This is a genomic window from Klebsiella sp. 141251, assembly GCF_050600725.1.
GTDB lineage: Bacteria > Pseudomonadota > Gammaproteobacteria > Enterobacterales > Enterobacteriaceae > Klebsiella > Klebsiella aerogenes.
On sequence record NZ_JAQIRG010000004.1, the window covers coordinates 215,081 to 238,705 of the forward strand.

The following is a 23,625-nucleotide window of genomic DNA, read 5'->3' on the forward strand; positions in this document are numbered from 1 at the left end:
TCCGCAGACTGGCATTTTATTTCACAAAAAGTCAGGATTACGCCTGGCCTTTGATCTCTTTACGACCGTTGTACGGCGCTTTTTCACCCAGCGCTTCTTCGATACGAATCAGCTGGTTGTATTTAGCAACGCGGTCAGAACGGCTCATAGAACCAGTTTTGATCTGGCCTGCAGCGGTACCAACAGCCAGGTCAGCGATGGTAGCGTCTTCAGTTTCGCCAGAACGGTGAGAGATGACAGCGGTGTAGCCAGCGTCTTTCGCCATCTTGATTGCAGCCAGAGTTTCGGTCAGAGAACCGATCTGGTTGAATTTGATCAGGATGGAGTTAGCGATGCCTTTCTCGATGCCTTCTTTCAGGATCTTGGTGTTGGTTACGAACAGATCGTCACCAACCAGCTGGATTTTGTCGCCCAGTACTTTGGTCTGGTATGCGAAACCGTCCCAGTCAGACTCGTCCAGGCCATCTTCGATGGACACGATCGGGTACTGTTTGGTCAGTTCTTCCAGGAAGTGGGTGAATTCTTCAGAGGTGAACGCTTTGTTGCCTTCGCCAGCCAGAACGTATTTACCGTCTTTGTAGAATTCAGAAGCTGCGCAGTCCATCGCCAGAGTGATGTCTTTGCCCAGTTCGTAGCCTGCTGCTTTAACCGCTTCAGCGATAACAGCCAGCGCTTCAGCGTTGGAACCCAGGTTCGGCGCGTAGCCGCCTTCGTCACCAACTGCAGTGTTCATGCCTTTGGATTTCAGAACTTTCGCCAGGTGATGGAACACTTCAGAACCCATACGTACGGCTTCTTTCAGAGTCGGCGCGCCAACCGGCTGAATCATGAATTCCTGGATGTCGACGTTGTTGTCAGCGTGCTCACCGCCGTTGATGATGTTCATCATCGGAACCGGCATAGAGTATTTGCCCGGAGTGCCGTTCAGTTCAGCAATGTGTTCGAACAGCGGCTGGCCTTTAGAAGCAGCTGCTGCTTTGGCGTTCGCCAGGGATACCGCCAGGATTGCGTTCGCACCGAAGTTGGATTTGTTTTCAGTACCGTCCAGGTCGATCATGATCTTATCGATGCCAGCTTGATCTTTAGCATCTTTACCCAGGACTGCCTGAGCGATCGGGCCGTTTACCGCAGCAACAGCTTTGGTTACGCCTTTACCCAGGAAACGGGATTTGTCGCCATCGCGCAGTTCCAGCGCTTCGCGGGAACCAGTAGAAGCACCTGACGGAGCAGCTGCCATACCGACGAAACCACCTTCCAGGTGTACTTCGGCTTCAACAGTCGGGTTACCACGGGAGTCGATGATTTCACGACCGATGACTTTAACGATTTTGGACATTAGGTTTTCCTCAGTACAAGTTAAACTAAAACTCCAGACAAACAATGCACCCAATTGGGTGCATTGCCGTTCTAACTCTTTTACTTCGCCTGACGTTTCTGGTACTCGCTCGCGGCTTTCACAAAGCCGGCAAACAGCGGGTGGCCGTCACGCGGCGTCGAAGTAAACTCCGGGTGGAACTGGCAGGCCACAAACCACGGATGGTTCGGCACTTCGATGATCTCGACCAACTGATCATCCCCGGAACGGCCCGCAACGCGCAGGCCGGCAGCTTCAATCGGTTTCAACAACATGTTGTTGACTTCGTAGCGGTGACGATGGCGCTCGGTGATTGTCGGCTCGCCGTATAGCTGACGAACCAGAGAATCATCACCCAGCTGGCACTGCTGCGCGCCAAGGCGCATGGTGCCGCCGAGGTCGCTCTTCTCGGAACGAACCTCAACGTTGCCTTCTTCGTCACGCCATTCGGTAATCAGCGCCACCACCGGGTACTTACAGTCTGGCACAAATTCCGTAGAGTTGGCGTTTTCCATGCCCGCTACGTTGCGCGCGAACTCAATCAGCGCAACCTGCATACCCAGGCAGATGCCCAGATATGGAATATTGTTCTCACGCGCATAGCGCGCGGTGGCGATCTTGCCTTCAACGCCGCGGTAGCCGAAGCCGCCCGGGATGAGGATCGCGTCCAAATCTTTGAGGATTTCGACGCCGCGCGTTTCAACATCCTGCGAATCGATAAGCTTGATGTTGACGGTCACGCGGTTTTTCAGACCACCGTGTTTCAGCGCTTCAATCACCGATTTGTAGGCATCCGGCAGTTCAATGTACTTACCGACCATACCAATGGTGACTTCGCCTGCCGGATTAGCTTCTTCATAGATTACCTGTTCCCATTCGGCCAGGTTTGCTTCCGGACAAGTTAAGCTGAATCGTTTACAAATATAATCGTCCAGCCCCTGAGATTTCAACAGGCCTGGAATTTTATAAATGGAATCGACGTCTTTCAGAGAAATCACAGCCTTTTCCGGGACGTTACAGAACAATGCAATTTTTGCACGCTCGTTGGCCGGAACCGCGCGATCGGAGCGGCAAATCAGAATATCAGGCTGGATACCGATGGAGAGCAGCTCTTTCACAGAGTGCTGAGTCGGTTTAGTTTTGACTTCACCCGCCGCCGCCATGTATGGCACCAGGGTCAAGTGCATGAACAGGGTATGCTCACGGCCGATTTCTACCGCCATCTGGCGAATAGCTTCGAGGAACGGCAGGGATTCGATATCGCCTACGGTACCGCCGATTTCAACCAGCACCACGTCATGGCCTTCGCCGCCAGCCAATACACGCTCTTTGATGGCGTTGGTGATGTGCGGGATAACCTGTACGGTTGCGCCCAGATAGTCGCCACGGCGCTCTTTACGCAGAACGTCGGAGTAGATACGACCAGTGGTGAAGTTGTTGCGGCGAGTCATCTTGGTGCGGATGAAACGCTCGTAGTGGCCCAGGTCCAGATCGGTTTCAGCGCCGTCTTCAGTAACGAACACTTCCCCGTGCTGGATTGGGCTCATGGTGCCCGGATCGACGTTGATGTACGGATCCAGTTTCATGATAGTTACATTGAGCCCACGGGCTTCAAGAATGGCTGCCAGGGAAGCTGCGGCAATGCCTTTACCCAGAGAGGATACGACCCCGCCGGTCACAAAAATATAGTTCGTTGTCATGCTGAACCTGAGAAGTTAGGGTAAAACGATGGAATAACCAGGACGGGAAAGTAGTATACCCGAACATGCGTGACGCCACAAACTTTCATTCTCCCCTCCTCTTCTTTCTACCAGCCGCACCTGCGTTGCGACTCGAACAACTCGAAGAGGCAGGCTACATGGTGTTTCAACAACATAACGGAATGAGAAAATAGCCGCTTTTGGCGAAATGTTTTTGACGTAAATCAAGCGCTTGTTATTTATAAAATCACACAAATAGCGCTTGATCACGAAAACTCGTTAGAGATCAGTTTCCTGGCGTTTTACTTCCTGCCACACTTCTTCCATGGTTTCGAGGTCAACGCCGGTCATTTCCAGACCTCTGGCGGCAACAATACGCTCAACTTCGCGGAAGCGGCGCTCAAATTTGAGGTTCGCTTTCTGCAACGCGACCTCGGCTTTGACTCCTAAATGGCGGGATAAATTCACCGTGGCGAACAGCAGATCGCCCACTTCCTCTTCCAGTTTAGCTTCATCAACCACCGCCTGCTGCGCTTCATGCATGACTTCATCTATCTCTTCATGCACCTTATCGAGCACCGGCCCAAGCGAGGTCCAGTCGAAGCCCACCGCCGAGCAGCGACGCTGAATTTTATGCGCGCGCATCAGCGCCGGCAGGCTATGCGGAATATCATCCAGCGCCGAGTGTTGCGCCTTTTCCGCTCGCTCCGCGCTCTTGATCTGCTCCCAGCGCGCCAGCACTTCCGCACTGTTCCCGGCTGAAGCATCGCCGAAAATATGCGGATGGCGACGTTCCAGTTTGTCGCTGATGGCGGCGCAGATATCGTTGAAATCAAAACGCCCCTCTTCTTGCGCCATCTGCGCATAGAACACCACCTGGAATAGCAGGTCGCCAAGCTCGCCGCGCAGATCGTCAAAATCTTCGCGCGCAATGGCGTCCAGCACTTCATAGGTCTCTTCAAGGGTGTAAGGGGCGATAGTGGCAAAGGTCTGTTCTTTATCCCACGGGCAGCCGTTTTCCGGGTCGCGCAGGCGGCGCATGATGCCGAGCAGGCGGTCAATTTGAGTCATGTGACAATCCTGGAAATTTAAAAAATAGTCGGCCGGATAAGGCATTTATGCCGCCATCCGGCGCGACGAAATTAACCGCCGTGCAGACGACGCGCGTCGATCACATCCGGCACCTGGTTCAGCTTGCCGAGCACCCGGCCCAACACCTGCAGGTTGTAGATTTCAATGGTCATATCGATGGTCGCCAACTGCTGTTTGGTATCGCTGCGGCTGGCTACGCCCAACACGTTCACCTTCTCGTTGGCAAGAATAGTGGTAATGTCGCGCAGCAGGCCGCTGCGGTCGTTGGCAACCACGCGCACCACCAGCGAATATCCCGCCGAATAGCTCTCGCCCCATACCGCATCAACGATGCGTTCCGGCGCGTGAGACTGCAGCTCAGCCAGCTGATCGCAGTCGGCGCGGTGCACCGAGATCCCGCGCCCCTGGGTGATGAAGCCGACGATTTCGTCACCGGGAATCGGCTGGCAGCAGCGGGCGATGTGATGCATCAGGTTGCCGACGCCCTCAACCACCACCCGGCCATTGTCTTTACTGCGGTTCTGCGGAGTATAGGTTTTCTGCTGCAGCTGCTTCAGCGCGGCGGCATCCTGTTCCGCAGCGCTCGGTTTGTTGAACTGAGCCTGTAGGAAGTTGACCATCTGGTTAAGGCGAATATCGCCGCCGCCGATAGCCGCCAGCAGTTCATCCAGTTCATTAAAGTTGTAGCGCGGCAGCAGATGTTTCTCGGCATCCTTCAGGCTGATCCCCAGATGCTCAAGCTCATCGTCAAGGATCTGCCGCCCGGCGAGAATGTTCTTGTCGCGATCCTGTTTACGGAACCAGGCGTGAATTTTGGAGCGCCCGCGGCTGGTGGTCACGTAGCCGAGGTTCGGGTTCAGCCAGTCGCGGCTTGGGTTGGGCTGCTTCTGAGTAATTATCTCAATCTGATCGCCCATCTGCAGCTGATAGGTGAACGGCACAATGCGCCCGCCAATTTTCGCGCCGATGCAGCGGTGCCCGACATCGCTATGGATATGGTAGGCAAAGTCGAGCGGAGTGGAGCCCGCCGGCAGGTCAACCACGTCGCCCTTCGGCGTAAACACGTAGACCCGGTCGTCAAAGACCTGGCTGCGCACTTCATCGAGCATTTCGCCGGAGTCGGCCATCTCTTCCTGCCAGGCGATCAGCTTACGCAGCCAGGCGATACGGTCTTCATGACCGCGGCCGCCGCTCGCCCCGGCGCTGGCGCCCTCTTTATACTTCCAGTGCGCCGCCACGCCGAGCTCGGCGTCTTCATGCATCTGTTTGGTGCGAATTTGGATTTCGACCGTTTTCCCGCCCGGCCCAAGCACTACGGTATGAATAGACTGGTAGCCGTTCGGTTTCGGGTTAGCGACGTAATCATCAAATTCGTCAGGCAGATGACGATAGTGGGTATGCACGATCCCCAGCGCCGCGTAGCAATCCTGTAAACGTTCGGCGACGATACGAACCGCGCGCACGTCAAACAGCTCATCAAAAGCGAGATGCTTCTTCTGCATTTTGCGCCAGATGCTATAGATATGCTTTGGACGCCCGTACACCTCAGCCTTCACGCCTTCGGTTTTCATTTCTGAGCGCAGATGGCCGACAAACTCATCGATGTAATGTTCGCGGTCGATACGGCGTTCATGCAGCAACTTTGCAATGCGCTTATATTCGGCTGGATGCAGGTAACGGAAGCAGTAGTCTTCCAGCTCCCACTTCAGTTGACCGATCCCTAAGCGGTTCGCCAGCGGCGCATAGATATTGGTACACTCTTTTGCGGCCAGTACGCGCTCATCTTCGGGTTCATCTTTTACCTCGCGCAGGTGAGCGATACGTTCCGCAAGCTTGATAACCACGCAGCGGAAATCATCGACCATCGCCAGCAGCATGCGGCGAATATTGTCGACCTGTTCTGAGGAGACGGTATCGGTGTGCGTGGCTTTGAGCTGGCGAATCGCCGCCATATCACGCACGCCGTGAATCAGGGTAACGACGGATTTGCCGACGCTCTCTTGCAGGACTTCTTCGCTGACGACGTTGCCGTCCGCCAGCGGAAACAGCAAAGCGGCCCGCAAGGTATCGATATCCATATTCAGCATGGAGAGAATTTCAACCATCTCCACGCCGCGCCATAACAGGAGATCTGCCTGCGGGTGCCCCTGCGTTGTTGCGCGACAATAATCCCAGGTCTCGGCTAAGCGCTCACACGACTGCTGGCTGGAAATCCCCAGACTCGCGATCCATTTCTTCGGGTCAAACTCACCAGCTTTATTTAGATGTGCACTTCTTACCGCAACCATTGTCCTCTCCTTAAGGGACTCAGCCTACCGAAGTCAGCAAGCCATATTTATACCCGTCATTCTTCAAGTTGCATGTGCGTTAGCTTTCCTGCAACTCGAGTTATTGAGGGTATCTACTTCATCCTTCAGTCCACACCGCCACCAGGCATCTTCACTGTCGCCTCGATGCGGGCTGAACAATTTTATGTAAGCTCGCGCTCAAACAATACTATCGATTCCAGGTGCCCGGTGTGCGGGAACATGTCCAGCATCGCCAGACGTTGAATGCGATATCCCGCCTGAAGCAACGCCTCGCTATCGCGCGCCAGCGTCGCCGGGTTACATGAAACATAGACCACTCGCCGCGGAGCCAGCTTGATAATATGCGCCATCACGCCCGGCGCCCCGGCCCTAGCCGGATCGAGTAGAATTTTATCAAATCCGTGCTTCGCCCAGGCTTGCCGGGTGACATCTTCCTCCAGGTTTTCATGAAAGAAAGTCACGTTTTGCAACCCATTGAGAGCGGCATTTTCCCGCCCCTTTGCCACCAGCGAGGGCACGCCTTCGACGCCCACCACGCTCGCCGCCGCTTTGGCCAGCGGCAGGGTGAAATTACCCATACCGCAAAACAGATCCAGAACGCGGTCCTGCGGCTGAATATCTAACCAGGCCAGCGCCGTACTTACCATCTTCTGGTTTACGCCATCGTTGACCTGGATAAAATCGCGCGGACTGAACACTAAGCGTAGTCCGTCTGACGTGTACCATGGCTCATCGCCGCGAATATGTTCAAGTATCTCGCTTTGCGGCGCGAGGTACAGGGATAGACCGTGAGTTTGCGAAAAACGTTCCAGTTTTTCTTTATCCACCGCCGTCAGCGCGGCGGTATGGCGTAAAACCATCAGCGGGCCGTCGTCCGCCTGCACCAATTCAACGTGGCCAAGATGACGCTGTGACTGCAGGCTGGTTAAACACTCGCGCACCGCAGGCAACAACGCCTCAAGTTGGGGCACCAAAACAGGGCACTGCACCACATCGATGATTTCGCTGGAGTTGGCCTTACGGAAACCCATCTGCAGTTGTTGGGTCTTCGGCTGATAATTCAAGCTCAAACGCGCCCGACGACGATAGCCCCAGGGTTCAGCGGCTATAATGTCGTCAACGTCACGTTTCATCAGGCGGGAGAGCGCGGCGCGCTTGCTTTGCTGCTGTAGTTCAATGCTAGCATGCTGCTGCTGGCATCCGCCGCAGACGCCGAAATGCGCACAGCGCGGCGCGACGCGCTGTGGGCTGTCGTTGAGGCGGCGTTTAACCTGAGCGCGGGCATACTGTTTTTTATCCTCTACCAGCACGACTTCCGCCTGCTCTTGCGGCAACAGGCCGGGGACAAACAGCGCCTTACCCTGATGACGGGCTACGCCCTGGCCAAAGGGATCAAGGTCATTTACCGTCACGGTTATGATCTGGCGCGTCGTCACACGCCGTTTTGCAGAGTAGAATTGCGCCATTGTAGAGGATTATCTCAAAAATATACTGACTCTATACATGAAATCATTCGGGCTATCGATTCAGAAGCCGTCTGAAGGTTGATATGTATATTCTCCCATAATGGAACCGCATGACCAACTACAGCCTACGTGCTCGCATGATGATTCTTATTCTGGCGCCGACCGTTTTGATTGGTTTGCTGCTCAGTATTTTCTTCGTCGCCCACCGCTATAACGACCTGCAGAGGCAGTTGGAGGATGCCGGCGCCAGTATTATCGAACCGCTGGCGGTATCCAGTGAATACGGCATGAATTTGCAAAATCGCGAGGCGATCGGCCAACTTATCAGCGTGCTTCACCGCCGCCATTCCGATATCGTGCGGGCCATTTCAATCTATGATGCAAAAAACCGGCTTTTCGTTACCTCTAACTTTCAGCTCGATCCGCGAGAAATACAGCTCCCGCGCGGCGCCCCCTTCCCTCGCCGTCTAAGCGTCACCCGCCACGGCGATATCATGGTGCTGCGCACGCCTATTGTGTCAGAAAGCTATCTGCCCGATGAGTCGCCGGAAAGCGATGCTAAAATGCCGGGCAACATGCTTGGCTATGTGGCGCTGGAGCTCGACCTCAAATCCGTTCGCTTACAGCAGTACAAAGAGATATTTATCTCAAGCGTCATGATGCTGTTTTGTATCGGCATTGCGCTGATTTTCGGCTGGCGATTGATGCGCGACGTGACCGGGCCGATTCGCAATATGGTCAACACCGTTGACCGCATCCGTCGCGGCCAGTTGGATAGCCGCGTTGAAGGTTTTATGCTCGGCGAGCTGGATATGCTGAAAAACGGCATTAACTCGATGGCGATGTCGCTTGCGGCATACCACGAGGAGATGCAGCACAATGTCGATCAGGCCACCTCGGATCTGCGCGAAACGCTGGAGCAGATGGAGATTCAGAACGTCGAGCTGGATCTGGCGAAAAAGCGCGCCCAGGAGGCCGCGCGCATCAAATCCGAGTTCCTGGCCAATATGTCGCATGAGCTACGAACCCCGCTTAACGGCGTGATTGGCTTTACCCGCCTGACGCTAAAAACCGATCTGAACGCCACTCAGCGCGACCACCTCACCACCATTGAGCGTTCTGCCAACAATCTGTTGGCCATCATTAATGACGTGCTGGATTTCTCCAAGCTGGAAGCGGGCAAGCTGATACTGGAAAGCATTCCTTTCCTGCTGCGCAATACCCTGGATGAAGTGGTGACCCTGCTGGCCCATTCGGCGCACGATAAAGGGCTCGAACTCACCCTCAACATTAAAAGCGATGTCCCGGATAATGTGATTGGCGATCCGCTACGTCTGCAGCAGGTCATCACCAACCTGGTGGGTAACGCCATAAAATTCACCGAGCACGGCAACATTGATGTGCTGGTGGAACAGCGGGCGATGAGCAATTCCCGCGTGCAAATTGAAGTACAGATCCACGATACCGGCATCGGTATTCCGGAGCGCGATCAGTCACGGCTGTTCCAGGCATTCCGCCAGGCCGACGCCAGTATCTCGCGCCGCCACGGCGGCACCGGCCTGGGTCTGGTCATCACCCAGCGCCTGGTCAAAGAGATGGGCGGTGATATCTCATTCCATAGTCAACCGAACCGTGGCTCCACCTTCTGGTTCCATATCAGCCTTGACCTGAACCCGAACGCCGTTACGGACGGTTTCGATACCCATTGCCTGGCGGGCAAGAAGCTGGCCTACATTGAAGCCAATGCCACCGCTGCGCAAAGCACGATGGAACTGCTGGCAACCACGCCATTGGAGGTGGTCTACAGCCCGACGCTGTCAGCGCTGCCGGATGCCCACTACGATATTTTACTGGCCGGTATTCCGGTGTCGATGCGCGATCTCAGCAATCAGCGGGAGAAGCTGGTCCGCGCCTGCTCGCTATCCGATACCCTGGTACTGGGGTTGCCTTGTCACGCGCAGGTCAGCGCCGAAGAGCTGAAAAGAAATGGCGTCGCCGCCTGCCTGCTCAAACCGTTGACCTCCACGCGGCTTTTCCCGGTGCTGATGGCCTCTTGCCGCGCGCAGCCGCCGGTGCCGCAGCCCTATATCGATAGCGATAAACTGGCGATGACGGTCATGGCGGTAGACGACAACCCGGCCAACCTCAAGCTTATCGGCGCATTGCTGGACGATCTGGTGCAGCATGTCATTCTGTGCGATAGCGGCCAGGATGCCGTAGAGCAGGCAAAACAATCGCAGTTGGATCTCATTCTGATGGATATTCAAATGCCGGATATGGACGGTATTCGCGCCTGTGAATTGATCCGCCAACTCCCTCATCAGCAGCAGACACCGGTGATCGCCGTGACCGCTCACGCCCTTGAGGGTCAGCGCGAGAAACTGCTGGCTGCCGGGATGAACGATTATCTGGCGAAGCCAATTGAAGAAGATAAACTCAGCACCCTGCTGTTGCGTTATCAGCCCGGCATGCACGTCGTCACGCCGCAAATCGCCGAACCGGTTGAGCCGGTTATCGACCATAACGTCACGCTCAACTGGCAGCTGGCGCTGCGTCAGGCAGCCATGAAGCCAGACCTCGCGCGGGAAATGCTGCAAATGTTGCTCGCCTTTATGCCGGAGGTGCGCAATAAAGTTGAAGAGCAGCTGGTCGGCGAAACACCGGAAGGATTGCTGGATTTAATCCACAAGCTGCACGGTAGCTGCAGCTATAGCGGCGTACCGCGGCTGAAAAAACTGTGCCATACCCTTGAAAGCCAGTTGCGCGCCGGTATCGCGCCGGAAGAGCTGGAGCCGGAACTGCTGGAACTGCTAGACGAGATGGATAACGTCGCCCGCGAAGCGTGCAAGATGGGAGTGTAAACCCCGGATAGCGGCGCTACGCGCCTTATCCGGGCTACGCCCTACGGTCCGGTACTCGGTTGGTAGCCCCGGTAAGCGTAAGCGCCACCGGGGACGGTTCCCGGATCGCGGTGTTACGCGCCTTGTCCGGGCTACAAATCCCACTGCGCTGCCCGGGTTACCGCTTACCGCCCATCTGCAATACCGCGGCCACGTTACGCGCCGTCATTCTCACGTTGGCGGCGGCGTTCGCCAGCGCTTCGTCCAGGGTACAGACGGTATACAGCACGCTAAAGACCGCATCCAAACCATGCTGATGCACGACGCCCACATCGGCGGTCAGGCTACCGGCAATCCCAATCACCGGCACGTTGAAGCGTTTCGCGACCTTCGCCACCCCCACCGGTACCTTACCGTGAATGGTCTGGCTGTCGATGCGCCCTTCACCGGTAATCACCAAATCAGCATCAGCCACTAAATCCGCCAGCCGCAGCGCATCGGTCACTATCTCGATCCCCGGTCGCAATTTGGCGCCGCAAAACGCATACAACGCAGCCCCCATACCGCCCGCCGCGCCGCCCCCTTCCAGGCTCAGCACGTCGATATCCAAATCGCGGTCGATAATCTGCGCAAAGTGTTGCAGGCCGCGATCAAGACGTTCAATCATCGCCGTCGTCGCCCCTTTTTGCGGGCCGAACACCGCGCTTGCCCCCTGCGGGCCGGTTAACGGGTTGGTGACGTCGCAGGCGACATCAATCCGGCAATCCGCCAATCTTGGATCCAGCTCGCTGAGATCGATTCGCCCCAGCGTCTCCAGCGCGCCGCCGCCCGGCGCAATTTGCTGTTGCTCCGCGGTCAACAATTTCGCCCCCAACGCCTGCGCCATGCCGGCGCCGCCGTCATTGGTCGCGCTGCCGCCGATCCCAATAATAATCTGCGAGACTCCCGCATCTAACGCGTAACGAATCAGCTCGCCGGTTCCCCAGGAGGTGGTCAGTAGCGGATTACGTCGCGTCGGCGGCACGCTTTCCAGTCCGCTGGCTGCCGCCATTTCAATATAGGCGCAGCGCATATCGCCGGACAGACCGTAAAAGGCTTCGACCGGTTCGCCTAACGGCCCGGTAACGCTGACCTGTACGATATGTCCCTGCGTCGCGGCCACCATCGCCTCAACGGTACCCTCTCCGCCGTCGGCAACCGGGACTTTAACGTACTCCGCATGGGGATAAATCTCGCGGAACCCCGTTTCTATCGCGGTAGCGACATCCAGCGCACTCAGGCTCTCTTTGTAAGAATCCGGCGCGATCACTATCTTCATAAGTGTCCTTAATATGAATAACCCCGGCGACCGGCAGTTGCCGACCCCAACAGGGTCGGCGTTATCTTAGCGAACCATGCAAGGACGTTTGTTATCAAAGGTCCAGTTCGGGATTAAATATTGCATCGCCATGGCGTCATCACGAGCGCCCAGGCCATGTTTCTTATATAGCTCATTAGCCTGCATCACGCGGTCCATATCCAGCTCAACCCCCAAACCTGGCGTCGTCGGTACCTGCACCATACCGCCTTTGATTTCAAACGGCTGTTTGGTCAAACGCTGGTTGCCCTCCTGCCAGATCCAGTGGGTATCGATAGCGGTAATTTTACCCGGCGCCGCCGCGGCCACATGGGTAAACATCGCCAACGACACATCGAAGTGGTTATTAGAGTGCGACCCCCAGGTCAGGCCAAATTCATGACACATTTGCGCCACGCGCACCGATCCCTGCATGGTCCAGAAGTGCGGGTCAGCCAGCGGAATATCCACCGATTGTAACGACAGCGTATGGCCCATCTGCCGCCAGTCGGTGGCAATCATGTTGGTTGCGGTCGGCAGCCCGGTCGCCCGACGGAATTCGGCCATCACTTCGCGGCCGGAGAAACCTTGCTCAGCGCCGCATGGGTCTTCCGCATAGGCCAGTACGCCTTTCAGCTGCTTGCCTATCTGGATGGCTTCATCCAGCAGCCAGGCGCCGTTCGGGTCGAGGGTCACGCGCGCGCCAGGGAAACGCTTCGCCAGCGCGCTAATAGCTTCGGCTTCTTCAAAACCGGCCAGTACCCCGCCCTTCAGTTTAAAGTCATTGAAGCCATATTTTTCGTAAGCGGCCTCCGCCAGGCGAACTACCGCCTCCGGCGTCATCGCCTCTTCATGACGAATACGGTACCAGTCGCACTGCTCATCCGGTTGGCTTTGATAAGCCAGCGGCGTCGCGTGGCGGTTGCCGACGAAGAACAGATAGCCCAGCATTTCGACTTCACTCCGCTGTTGGCCGTCGCCAAGCAGAGAAGCAACGTTCACGCCCAGATGCTGGCCCAGCAGATCCAGCAGCGCCGCTTCAATCCCGGTCACCACGTGAATAGTGGTGCGCAGATCGAAGGTTTGCAGGCCGCGGCCGCCGGCATCGCGGTCGGCAAACTGGTTACGCACGGCATTCAGCACATTTTTGTACTCGCCCAGCGTTTTCCCCACTACCAGCGGCGCGGCGTCTTCCAGCGTCTGGCGGATCTTTTCGCCGCCGGGAATTTCGCCGACGCCGGTATGCCCGGAGTTATCTTTGATGATAACGATATTACGGGTGAAGTACGGCGCGTGCGCGCCGCTCAGGTTCATCAGCATGCTGTCATGCCCGGCGACCGGGATAACCTGCATAGCGGTCACAATTGGCGTTGAAGATGATGTAGTCATGACGTAATCCTTTTTAATTAATGACGGCCGAAAACGGGGCGTTTACGGTCGAATGTCCAACCGGGAATCAGGTACTGCATCGGGCCCGCATCATTACGCGCGCCGCCAGGCAGCGCCTTATAGGCCTCATGAGCTTTATGCACCTGTTCCCAGTCCAGCTCCACGCCGAGTCCCGGCGCGTCTGGCACGGCGATTTTGCCGTTGATAATTTGCAGCGGATTTTGCGTCAGGCGCGAATCGCCCTCCTGCCAAATCCAATGGGTATCGATAGCGGTCGGCTTGCCCGGCGCCGCGGCGCCGACGTGGGTAAACATCGCCAGCGAGATATCAAAATGGTTGTTCGAGTGGCAGCCCCAGGTCAGCCCCCAGTCATCGCACAGCTGCGCCACCCGCACCGCGCCAGAGAGCGTCCAGAAGTGCGGGTCAGCCAGCGGAATATCGACGGCGTTGAGCATCACCGCATGCCCCATCTCGCGCCAGTTGGTGGCTATCATGTTGGTCGCCACCGGTAACCCGGTTGCGCGACGGAACTCGGCCATCACTTCCCGGCCGGAAAAGCCCTGTTCCGCGCCGCACGGATCTTCGGCATAGGTCAGGACATCCTGCAGCCCTTTGCACAGCATAATAGCTTCATCCAACAGCCAGGCGCCGTTCGGATCGACGGTAATGCGCGCGTCAGGGAAGCGTTTTTTCAGCGCGCGAGCGGTGTCGATCTCCTGCTCGCCAGGTAATACGCCGCCTTTTAGCTTAAAGTCTTTAAAACCGTAGCGATCCTGAGCCGCCTCCGCCAGTCGCACCACCGCGTCGCTATTCAACGCCTGCTGATGACGCAGGCGATACCATTCGTGGTTGCCTGGCGTCCGCTCAAGGTATCCGAGATCGGTTTTTTCGCGGTCGCCGATATAGAACAGGTAGCCCAGCACGGTCACCGCATCACGCTGTTTGCCCGGCCCCAATAGTTCGCAGACCGGGACATTCAACACCTTGCCAAGCAGGTCGAGCAGCGCGGCTTCCAGCGCCGCCACCGCATTGACTTTCAATTCGAAGGTCCATGCGCCTTTGCCGAAAGTGTCGAAATCCGCCGCCTGGTTGCCTTTATGTACCTGCTGCACCACGCGGTTGAGGCGAGCGACTTCCTGCCCAACTACCTGCGGAATCGCCTCCACCAGCGTCTGATAGATGACTTCGCCGCCGGGCGCTTCGCCGACGCCGGTATGGCCAGCGTTATCGGTTAACACCACGATGTTGCGGGTAAACCAGGCGTTATGCGCGCCGCCGATATTCATCAGCATGCTGTCGTGCCCGGCGACCGGAATCACCTTCATTTCGGTAACGATTGGGCTGGATTGGGTATTCATGATTAACGCCCCGCAACCGGTTTAAGTTCGATACGTTTGATATCGCCCACCAGCACCAGGTAGCTGAGAACCGCCACCAGCGCATGGATACCGACGTAAATCAGCGCGCCGTTGAAAGAGCCGGTGGTGCCGACGATATAGCCGATAGCGATAGGGGTTACGATGCCGGAAATATTGCCGAACATGTTGAACAGACCGCCGGACAGGCCGCTAATCTCTTTCGGCGCGGTGTCCGCCATTACCGCCCAGCCCAGCGCGCCGATGCCTTTACCAAAGAAGGCCATCGCCATAAAGCCGATGATCATCCATTCCACATTCACGTAATTACACATCAGCATGGTCATGGACAACAGCATGCCCAGCACGATCGGCGTTTTGCGCGCAATATTCAGCGAGCCGGTACGGCGCATCAACCAGTCGGAAATAATCCCGCCCAACACCCCGCCGACAAAGCCGCACACCGCCGGAATCGAGGCGACAAAGCCCGCTTTAAGGATCGACATGCCGCGCGCCTGCACCAGATAAACCGGGAACCAGGTGATAAAGAAGTAGGTTAAGGCGTTGATGCAGTACTGACCGATATAGATCCCGACCATCATTCGCGAGCCAATCAGCTGCTTGATTTGGCCCATTTTTACGCTAAAAGGCACCTTCTGCGCACTGCTCTTTTGATCCATGTTGATCAACGCGCCGCCTTCGGCGATGTAGTCCAGTTCTTTCTGGTTCACGCCTGGATGGTTATTCGGATCGTGGATCACTTTCAGCCACACGAAGCTGATGACAATACCCAGTCCGCCCATAAAGAAGAATACGTGCGACCAGCCCACTTCATGGGTCAACCACCCCATAATCGGCGCGAAAATAACGGTAGCAAAATACTGCGCGGAGTTAAAAATCGATACCGCCGTCCCTCTCTCCTGCGCCGGGAACCAGGCGGCCACAATACGGCTATTGCCCGGGAACGAGGGCGATTCGGCAAGGCCGACGAGGAAGCGCAGGGTAAACAGCGCGATGATAATGCCAAAACCGCTAAAGATATCCACGAAGCCCTGCAGCAGGGTAAACACGGACCAGATAAAGATGGACCAGAAATAGACGCGTTTAGAACCAAAGCGGTCAAGCAGCCAGCCACCGGGGATCTGTCCGATCACATAGGCCCATGAAAACGCGGAGAAAACGTAACCCATGCCAACAGGATCGAGGCCGATATCCCTGGCCATTTCAGAACCGGCGATCGACAGCGTCGCACGGTCGCCATAGTTAAAGGATGTGACGATAAACAGCATCACCACTATCCAATAGCGAGCATTGGTGCGCTTTTCAGCGGCGCTCGCAGCCTGACTTAATGAACTCATTGTTGTACTCCTGAATCATAGCGTTTAGCTACGTTCATTCTGAACAGCACAACCTGTAGGGTAATCAGAATGACGTGTTAGTGTTTTTTTTCGTTATATCTGGCGTACTGCTTTTGTCACTGGCAGGAAAAGTATAAAAAGAGGCCTCGACGGGCTCACCGTGCATATACACAGCTTTAGCGGGCGGAACTGCGTTAGTTTGTGGCGCATGCCTAAGGTTGTGGGGAGTAGTTCACGGAAATGGAAAACCGTCGCCTGCTTAGAGGAAGATGGGCAATATAACCTTCAGAGTGTGAATCGCCTCTCTTGACGCCGGGGAAACGCAAAGAAAAAAGCCATAGCGATGGCATGGTTATCAGGCACATGCCCGAAGCCGGGAGGAATGGAGAACGTTAAGATAAGCCTGACCGTTTATCCGGCCACTGGCAGCTTAAGCGCGCCCTCTACGTAGGGAGAGGGCGTTCTTAATAGGATTAGTCGAGCAGTTTCGCCCACGCTTCTACCCAAGGATTGGAAACGCTTTCCGGTTCCGGGTCTTCGCTGGCGTCGATGGTGAGCATCTCGCCGATACGTCGCGCGCCCTGTTCCTGCAGCAGCGCATCAAAGGTTTTACCGCCGCCGCAGAAATTAGCGTAGGTGCTATCGCCAAGCGCGATAATGCCGTAGCGCAGATGCGGCTGATACATATCTTTAATGCCTTCATACAGCGGAACGATACTGTCCGGCAGATCGCCCTGCCCGGTGGTCGACGTCACGACCAGCACGTACTTGCCGGTATAGGATTCCCAGTCTTTCACTTCCGGGTCCTCAAATACCGTCGCTTTATGCCCCAGCCCGCTCAGAATGGCTTCCGCCTCCTCGGCGACCAACAGCGAGTTTCCGTACATTGTGCCGACAAAAATTCCGACTTCTGCCATAGTGATTATCTCCCTGGATTATCCGCGATACTCTCATCCTGACCGCTGTCGTCGGCAAACTCAACCCTTTCATTTAACGGGAGAAGCCCGCGCCAGCCAAACTGCGACAGCGCGCGCATCCAGACGTCATCCAGACCCGCGCGAATCGTTAGCGGCTCGCCGGTAAAGGGATGCGTTAATGACAGCTGGCTGGCGTGCAGCATCAGACGATTGCAGCCGAAATGTTCAGCGGCGCTGCGGTTTTGCCGTAGATCGCCATGTTTGCTGTCGCCGAGGATCGGATGGCGCAGATGGGCCAAATGACGACGCAGCTGATGTTTACGTCCGGTTTTCGGCTCCAGCTCCACCAACCCGTAGCGGGTGGTCGGGTAACGGCCGGTGGCGACCGGCATTTCTACCGTTGCCAGGCCGCGATAGTGGGTCACCGCCGGCTGCGGGCCTTTATCCTCACGAGCGAACTTATCGGCGATTTTGTCCAGCTCTTCCACCAGCGGGTAATCCAGCACATCCTCTTCAGTCAGCCAACCGCGAACGATGGCGTGATAACGTTTTTGCATCTGGTGTTGCTCAAACTGCTGCGCCAGCAGCCTGCCCGCCTCGCTCGATAATCCCATCAGCAGCACGCCGGAAGTCGGCCGGTCCAGACGATGAGCGGTGAAGACGTGCTGGCCGATTTGATCGCGCACGGTCTGCATCACCACCACTTTCTCATCGCGGTCCAGCCAGCTGCGGTGCACCAGCCAGCCGGAAGGCTTATTCACCGCCACCAGCCACTCGTCCTGATAAATGATCTCCAGCATCAGGCGTCGTCGTCCGCGAATAACGCATCCAGCAGCAGTAGCTCGGCTACGATAGGTTCGCGCGCCGGATGAGCTTTATCCAGCGCCATCTCGTAATAAGGCGCGACGGCAAAGTTCTGCGGCAGCGGCATACCGCTGGCGATCAGTTGATGCAGACGCGGGATCAGCACCCACTGCAGCCATTCCAGCGGTTCGAGCGTGTCCAGGCAAAACGGCTGTTCGCTGGCGAAAGCGCTGCTATCCGGCGCCTGTTCCTGCCAGTGGTTTGTTTCGCGCAGCAGCGCTTCAATGGCGTGCAGGCGATCGCGCACGCTAGCGTGAAGGGTCATGGGGAAACCTCGATGAATTGTAAACCGGGCGCAGGATAGCAAATCCGCGAGAGAAATAAAAAAAGGGAGCACTGTATAAACAGTGCTCCCGGTTCGTTTTGCAGCATTCCAGCTACATTGGTGCTCCCTGCTCGTCCTTGAAAACTTTTCCTGAGGTCTCCTGACCAAGTTCATCCTTAAACTAGCGCATCCTGCTTTCACACCACCCCGATGTGAAATAACTTATCCCTAAGTGTGTCCAGATCTTCCTGATCCACCGTTCATCCTGAGCGGCTCTCGTTCTCCATCCTGGAGGTGTCCATTACGCAATCCTGCGTTATCCTTGCTTCATCCTGAAGCCTGTCCTTGCAACGCCATCCCGGCGGGTCCTGCAGAAGAGCCATCATCCTGATGTTCTCTTCATTTCGCGACTCCCTGTCGACGTACATAGGATCACTGATTCCGCCTCTTCTTACAAGACTTACTACGACAATCTCTTAAGATTAGTGGCCAGACTAAAAGACCATATAATTATCAAATCATTTTATAACAATAAGTTAGATGTAATCCTTACGTTTAAAATTGCTGAAAATGATGACGATCTCTTACAGGTCTTGTAAGAGATCTCTCACAAACAACCAGGGTAAATGGATTACAGAAGGGGCTCAAGCTGATTCAGGAAACTCGCAAGTGAGTGAGAAAGGGTCTCTCTTTTTCGGGTTCCGAGCGTCTCTTTAATGACTTCGCCGCTCAGATTGCAGACCGAAATAACCTCCAGTTCGCTATCCTGCGTGGCGATAAACAGCGTCGGCGATAGCTTGAGGCGTTTTTGCACCACCAGGTGACCAATAAGGTTTTCCTGCACTCGCTGGAAGTCATCCGGGCTCCAGGCCTGCAATAAAGTAAGGTCCTGCGCCGCAAAGCGGGCGTGCATATCGCCAGCGAACTGAGTGGTATAATAACTATGAATTGGCTGTTGTACCACAATCTCCAGCGCTCGTTCAACTCCATCGAGATGGCGTGCTAACGTAAACGGCTGCGGCTGCCAGAAAACGGCATCGTCTTCACTGGCGCTGATACAGGGAGATGGGATGCCATAAAGGTCTTCGCTACGCGGCAGGCTGGCATAACGCTGCTGCCACGCATCGCAGTAACGTTGGGTAAATGATTGCAGCGCTTCTATGGTCTGATGATCCACCGGTTTCTCTCTTCACGTTAGACAGGATACACTTGGCATATAGTGTACCCGCTTTACTATGGTGAAACATGTCTTCTTACGATAATCATCAGGCGCTGGCCGGCCTGACGCTCGGTAAATCAACGGATTACCGTGATACCTATGACGCTTCGTTGCTGCAGGGCGTGCCGCGTAGCCTGAACCGCGACCCGCTTGGCCTGCACGCCGATAATCTGCCATTCCACGGCGCCGATATCTGGACGCTGTATGAGCTGTCGTGGCTGAATGGCAAAGGCCTGCCGCAGGTCGCCGTCGGCTACGTGGAGCTGAGCGACACCACCGTCAATCTGGTGGAATCGAAAAGCTTCAAACTGTACCTGAACAGCTTCAACCAGACCCGCTTCGCCGACTGGCAGGAAGTCCAGGCGACGCTGACCCGCGATCTCAGCGCCTGCGCCCAGGGCGAGGTCAAGGTTTCGCTGTACCGCCTGGATGAGCTGGAAGGGCAACCGATCGCTCATCTGCACGGCGCCTGCATCGACGATCAGGATATCGAGATTGATAACTATCAGTTCAACGCCGACTACCTGCAGGACGCTGCCAGCGGCAAAGTCGTCGAAGAGACGCTGGTCAGCCATCTGCTGAAATCAAATTGTCTGATCACCCACCAGCCGGACTGGGGCTCGGTACAGATTCAGTATCGCGGGCCGAAAATCGATCGCGAAAAACTGCTGCGCTATCTGGTGTCGTTCCGCCATCACAATGAATTCCACGAACAGTGTGTCGAACGCATCTTTAATGATGTGCTGCGTTTCTGCCGGCCGGAATCGCTTTCTGTGTACGCTCGCTACACCCGCCGCGGCGGCCTGGATATCAATCCGTGGCGCAGCAACGGTGAATTCGTGCCGGCAACCGGCCGTCTGGCGCGGCAATAAGCGAAATTTTTCACACTTTGCGTGCGTTAACGCGTACGCAAGGTTGTGGAAAGACTACGGCCAGGGCTATTGTAATCACAGGAAGACGATAATCGTCCTGTAAGGAGTTCACTTGATTACACACGTTAGCCCGCTTGGTTCAATGGATATGCTGTCACAGCTGGAAGTGGATATGCTTAAACGCACCGCCAGTAGTGACCTGTATCAACTCTTTCGCAACTGCTCGCTTGCTGTGCTCAACTCGGGGAGCCTGACCGATAACAGCAAGGAGTTACTGTCTCGTTTTGAAAACTTCGATATTAACGTGCTGCGCCGCGAACGCGGCGTGAAGCTGGAACTGATCAACCCGCCGGAAGACGCTTTCGTCGATGGCCGTATTATCCGTTCCCTGCAGGCCAACCTGTTTGCCGTGCTGCGCGATATCCTGTTCGTCTACGGGCAGATCCACAACACCGTCCGCTTCCCGAACCTCGATCTCGAAAGCTCAATTCACATCACCAACCTGGTGTTCTCGATTCTGCGTAACGCCCGCGCGCTTCACGTCGGCGAAGCGCCGAATATGATTGTCTGCTGGGGCGGCCACTCTATTAATGAAAATGAGTACCTGTACGCGCGCCGCGTCGGAACCCAGCTTGGCCTGCGCGAACTGAATATCTGCACCGGCTGCGGGCCAGGCGCCATGGAAGCGCCAATGAAAGGCGCCGCCGTCGGCCACGCCCAGCAGCGCTATAAAGACAGCCGCTTTATCGGCATGACCGAACCTTCCATTATCGCCGCTGAGCCGCCAAACCCGCTGGTCAACGAACTGATCATCATGCCGGATATCGAAAAGCGTCTCGAAGCGTTCGTACGCATCGCCCACGGTATTATCATCTTCCCGGGCGGCGTGGGTACTGCGGAAGAGCTGCTTTATCTGCTGGGCATCCTGATGCATCCGGATAACAAGTCGCAGGTGCTGCCGCTTATCCTCACCGGGCCGAAAGAGAGCGCCGACTACTTCCGCGTGCTGGACGAGTTCATCGTTCATACCCTCGGCGAATCGGCTCGCCGCCACTACCGCATTATTATCGACGATGCCGCTGAAGTGGCGCGCCAGATGAAAAAAGCGATGCCATTGGTCAAAGAGAGCCGCCGCGAAACCGACGACGCCTATAGCTTCAACTGGTCGATTCGTATCTCGCCGGACCTGCAGATGCCGTTTGAGCCAACGCACGACAATATGGCCAATCTCAAACTTTATCCGGACCAACCGGTGGAAGTACTGGCCGCCGACCTGCGCCGCGCCTTCTCCGGTATTGTCGCCGGCAACGTGAAAGAAGTCGGTATTCAGGCTATCGAGAAATATGGCCCTTACAAGCTGCATGGCGATCCGGAAATGATGCGCCGCATGGACGATCTGCTGCAGGGCTTCGTTGCCCAGCACCGCATGAAGCTTCCGGGCGGCAGCGCCTACATTCCGTGCTACGAAATCTGCTCCTGATAATGTAATACCTCTCCCGGGCGGCGGTCGATCCCCTGCCCGGGCACTCCCGCCCGTAATTTCCAGTTAATTAATTTTTCTAATTAATGATTCGTAGAGTTTCCACATAGCCAATCGTTTGCGTTTCCAAAAAGAGCAATAAAATTCACCATAAAAATAACATTATGGCGAAAAAACGTCGTTTACATCACTTTTTTGCAGCAAAAACCTCGTTATTTGGTAACAGAGCTTTTATCTCATGTGCTGCAAATGATAGCCTTCGCGCCACATTTATCTGGCTGATCACCATAAACAGACTGTTGGGCTAAAAACGTTCAGGTTTAAAGTGGATTATTGCATTTGGGATCCCGATCACTGATGTATTTTCCATATAAATGTATCTTGCCGCCCAATTGTTACGGAGAAAATTTCTAAAAAACCGTAAAGCAGCGAATTTCATATTATTTAATCGTTTTTATTTACTAGATTTTGTTGATTCCTCCAGGAGATACAGATGGAAACCACACAAACCAGCACTATCGTTTCGGGTGAAACCCGCAGCGGATGGCGCAAAACGGATACCATGTGGATGCTGGGCCTGTACGGCACGGCGATCGGCGCGGGCGTTTTGTTCCTGCCAATCAACGCCGGCGTCGGCGGTATGATCCCACTGATTATCATGGCGATTCTGGCCTTCCCGATGACCTTCTTCGCACACCGCGGTATGACCCGCTTCGTGCTTTCCGGTAAAAACCCGGGCGAAGACATCACTGAAGTCGTTGAAGAACACTTTGGCGTGGGCGCAGGTAAACTGATTACTCTGCTCTACTTCTTCGCAATCTACCCGATCCTGCTGGTTTATAGCGTGGCGATCACCAACACCGTCGAAAGCTTCATGGCGCACCAGCTGCACATAACGCCGCCGCCGCGCGCCATTCTGTCGCTGATCCTGATTGTCGGCATGATGACCATCGTTCGTTTCGGCGAGCAGATGATCGTTAAGGCAATGAGCATCCTGGTGTTCCCGTTCGTTATCGCGCTGATGATCCTGGCTCTGTACCTGATCCCGCAGTGGAACGGCGCGGCGCTGGAAACCCTGTCGCTGAGCAGCGCGTCAACAACCGGTAACGGTCTGCTGATGACCCTGTGGCTGGCGATCCCGGTGATGGTCTTCTCCTTTAACCACTCGCCGATCATCTCCTCCTTCGCGGTAGCGAAGCGTGAAGAATACGGCGAAGGCGCAGAGAAGAAATGCTCCAGCATCCTGGCGCGCGCTCACATCATGATGGTGCTGACCGTTATGTTCTTCGTCTTCAGCTGCGTACTGAGCCTGTCTCCGGCAGACCTGGCGGCGGCGAAAGAGCAGAACATCTCGATTCTGTCTTACCTGGCGAACCACTTTAACGCACCGGTTATCGCCTGGATGGCGCCGATCATCGCGATGATCGCTATCACCAAATCCTTCCTCGGCCACTACCTGGGCGCTCGTGAAGGTTTCAACGGCATGGTGATTAAGTCTCTGCGCGGCAAAGGCAAAACCATCGAAATCAACAAACTGAACAAGCTGACCGCGCTGTTTATGCTGGTCACCACCTGGATTGTGGCAACGCTGAACCCGAGCATCCTCGGCATGATTGAGACCCTGGGCGGTCCGATTATCGCGATGATCCTGTTCCTGATGCCGATGTACGCAATCCAGAAAGTTCCGGCCATGCGCAAATACAGCGGCCACATCAGCAACGTCTTCGTTGTGATTATGGGCCTGATTGCCATCTCCGCGATTTTCTACTCTCTGTTCAGCTAATTCTTTTAAGACCTCCCCTCGCGCCG

General features: G+C 55.6%; 17 protein-coding genes. 4 read left to right on the top strand and 13 right to left on the bottom strand.

Going from position 1 to position 23,625, the window contains the following annotated elements; all coding sequences use genetic code 11:
* Positions 1-37 precede the first annotated feature (37 nt).
* From eno to rlmD, 5 genes are all read right to left on the bottom strand, one after another.
* Positions 38-1,336 (bottom strand): phosphopyruvate hydratase, encoded by a 1,299-nt coding sequence (gene eno / locus PGR09_RS11390; protein ID WP_015369968.1) that lies wholly within the window; start codon positions 1,334-1,336, stop codon positions 38-40.
* A gap of 80 nt (positions 1,337-1,416) precedes the next feature.
* A complete protein-coding gene (gene pyrG, locus PGR09_RS11395; RefSeq protein ID WP_015703305.1) occupies positions 1,417-3,054 on the bottom strand; it encodes a glutamine hydrolyzing CTP synthase in 1,638 nt (545 codons plus the stop codon).
* Between the two features lie 279 nt (positions 3,055-3,333).
* Positions 3,334-4,125, bottom strand: coding sequence for a nucleoside triphosphate pyrophosphohydrolase (gene mazG / locus PGR09_RS11400; protein WP_015703306.1), 792 nt, complete (start codon positions 4,123-4,125; stop codon positions 3,334-3,336).
* A gap of 71 nt (positions 4,126-4,196) precedes the next feature.
* Entirely contained in the window at positions 4,197-6,434 is a 2,238-nt protein-coding gene (gene relA / locus PGR09_RS11405; protein WP_045397579.1) for a GTP diphosphokinase, read from the bottom strand.
* A gap of 182 nt (positions 6,435-6,616) precedes the next feature.
* The gene (rlmD, locus tag PGR09_RS11410) at positions 6,617-7,921 is read right to left on the bottom strand and encodes a 23S rRNA (uracil(1939)-C(5))-methyltransferase RlmD (RefSeq protein WP_315711307.1); all 1,305 of its coding nucleotides are present in this window, start codon (positions 7,919-7,921) and stop codon (positions 6,617-6,619) included.
* A gap of 110 nt (positions 7,922-8,031) precedes the next feature.
* Between rlmD and barA the strand changes: the two genes are divergently transcribed.
* The gene (barA, locus tag PGR09_RS11415) at positions 8,032-10,782 is read left to right on the top strand and encodes a two-component sensor histidine kinase BarA (protein ID WP_045397587.1); all 2,751 of its coding nucleotides are present in this window, start codon (positions 8,032-8,034) and stop codon (positions 10,780-10,782) included.
* Between the two features lie 157 nt (positions 10,783-10,939).
* Here the strand turns inward: barA and PGR09_RS11420 are convergent, their stop codons facing one another.
* The 8 genes from PGR09_RS11420 to syd form a co-directional block, all read right to left on the bottom strand.
* On the bottom strand, positions 10,940-12,079 hold the full coding sequence (locus tag PGR09_RS11420) for a glycerate kinase (RefSeq protein ID WP_430916157.1): 1,140 nt from the start codon (positions 12,077-12,079) through the stop codon (positions 10,940-10,942).
* Positions 12,080-12,145: 66 nt separating this feature from the next.
* Positions 12,146-13,486, bottom strand: a complete 1,341-nt coding sequence (gene gudD, locus PGR09_RS11425) for a glucarate dehydratase (protein ID WP_045397593.1) — start codon at positions 13,484-13,486, stop codon at positions 12,146-12,148.
* Positions 13,487-13,503: 17 nt separating this feature from the next.
* Entirely contained in the window at positions 13,504-14,844 is a 1,341-nt protein-coding gene (locus PGR09_RS11430) for an enolase C-terminal domain-like protein (protein ID WP_213293098.1), read from the bottom strand.
* Between the two features lie 2 nt (positions 14,845-14,846).
* Complete coding sequence (locus PGR09_RS11435) at positions 14,847-16,199, bottom strand: MFS transporter (RefSeq protein ID WP_045397599.1); 1,353 nt, start codon at positions 16,197-16,199, stop codon at positions 14,847-14,849.
* A 473-nt stretch (positions 16,200-16,672) separates the two neighbouring features.
* Positions 16,673-17,116 (bottom strand): flavodoxin, encoded by a 444-nt coding sequence (locus tag PGR09_RS11440; protein ID WP_015369957.1) that lies wholly within the window; start codon positions 17,114-17,116, stop codon positions 16,673-16,675.
* A gap of 5 nt (positions 17,117-17,121) precedes the next feature.
* Positions 17,122-17,916 carry a tRNA pseudouridine(65) synthase TruC gene (gene truC, locus PGR09_RS11445; protein ID WP_045397602.1) on the bottom strand — a complete coding sequence of 265 codons (795 nt, stop codon included), beginning with the start codon at positions 17,914-17,916 and terminating at the stop codon, positions 17,122-17,124.
* The gene (locus tag PGR09_RS11450) at positions 17,916-18,245 is read right to left on the bottom strand and encodes a YqcC family protein (protein ID WP_049059456.1); all 330 of its coding nucleotides are present in this window, start codon (positions 18,243-18,245) and stop codon (positions 17,916-17,918) included. The genes truC and PGR09_RS11450 overlap by 1 nt, the downstream gene beginning before the upstream one ends.
* A 631-nt stretch (positions 18,246-18,876) precedes the next feature.
* Positions 18,877-19,422, bottom strand: coding sequence for a SecY-interacting protein (gene syd, locus PGR09_RS11455; RefSeq protein WP_430916158.1), 546 nt, complete (start codon positions 19,420-19,422; stop codon positions 18,877-18,879).
* A 68-nt stretch (positions 19,423-19,490) separates the two neighbouring features.
* Between syd and queF the strand changes: the two genes are divergently transcribed.
* The 3 genes from queF to PGR09_RS11470 all read left to right on the top strand — a co-directional run bounded on the left by queF (position 19,491) and on the right by PGR09_RS11470 (position 23,599).
* Positions 19,491-20,336: an NADPH-dependent 7-cyano-7-deazaguanine reductase QueF gene (gene queF / locus PGR09_RS11460; protein ID WP_047044232.1), complete on the top strand. Its 846-nt coding sequence runs from the start codon at positions 19,491-19,493 to the stop codon at positions 20,334-20,336.
* A 112-nt stretch (positions 20,337-20,448) separates the two neighbouring features.
* The gene (ppnN, locus tag PGR09_RS11465; RefSeq protein WP_045397613.1) at positions 20,449-21,816 is read left to right on the top strand and encodes a nucleotide 5'-monophosphate nucleosidase PpnN; all 1,368 of its coding nucleotides are present in this window, start codon (positions 20,449-20,451) and stop codon (positions 21,814-21,816) included.
* 493 nt (positions 21,817-22,309) lie between these two features.
* Positions 22,310-23,599: an HAAAP family serine/threonine permease gene (locus tag PGR09_RS11470; protein ID WP_316422580.1), complete on the top strand. Its 1,290-nt coding sequence runs from the start codon at positions 22,310-22,312 to the stop codon at positions 23,597-23,599.
* The last annotated feature ends 26 nt before the right edge of the window (positions 23,600-23,625 follow it).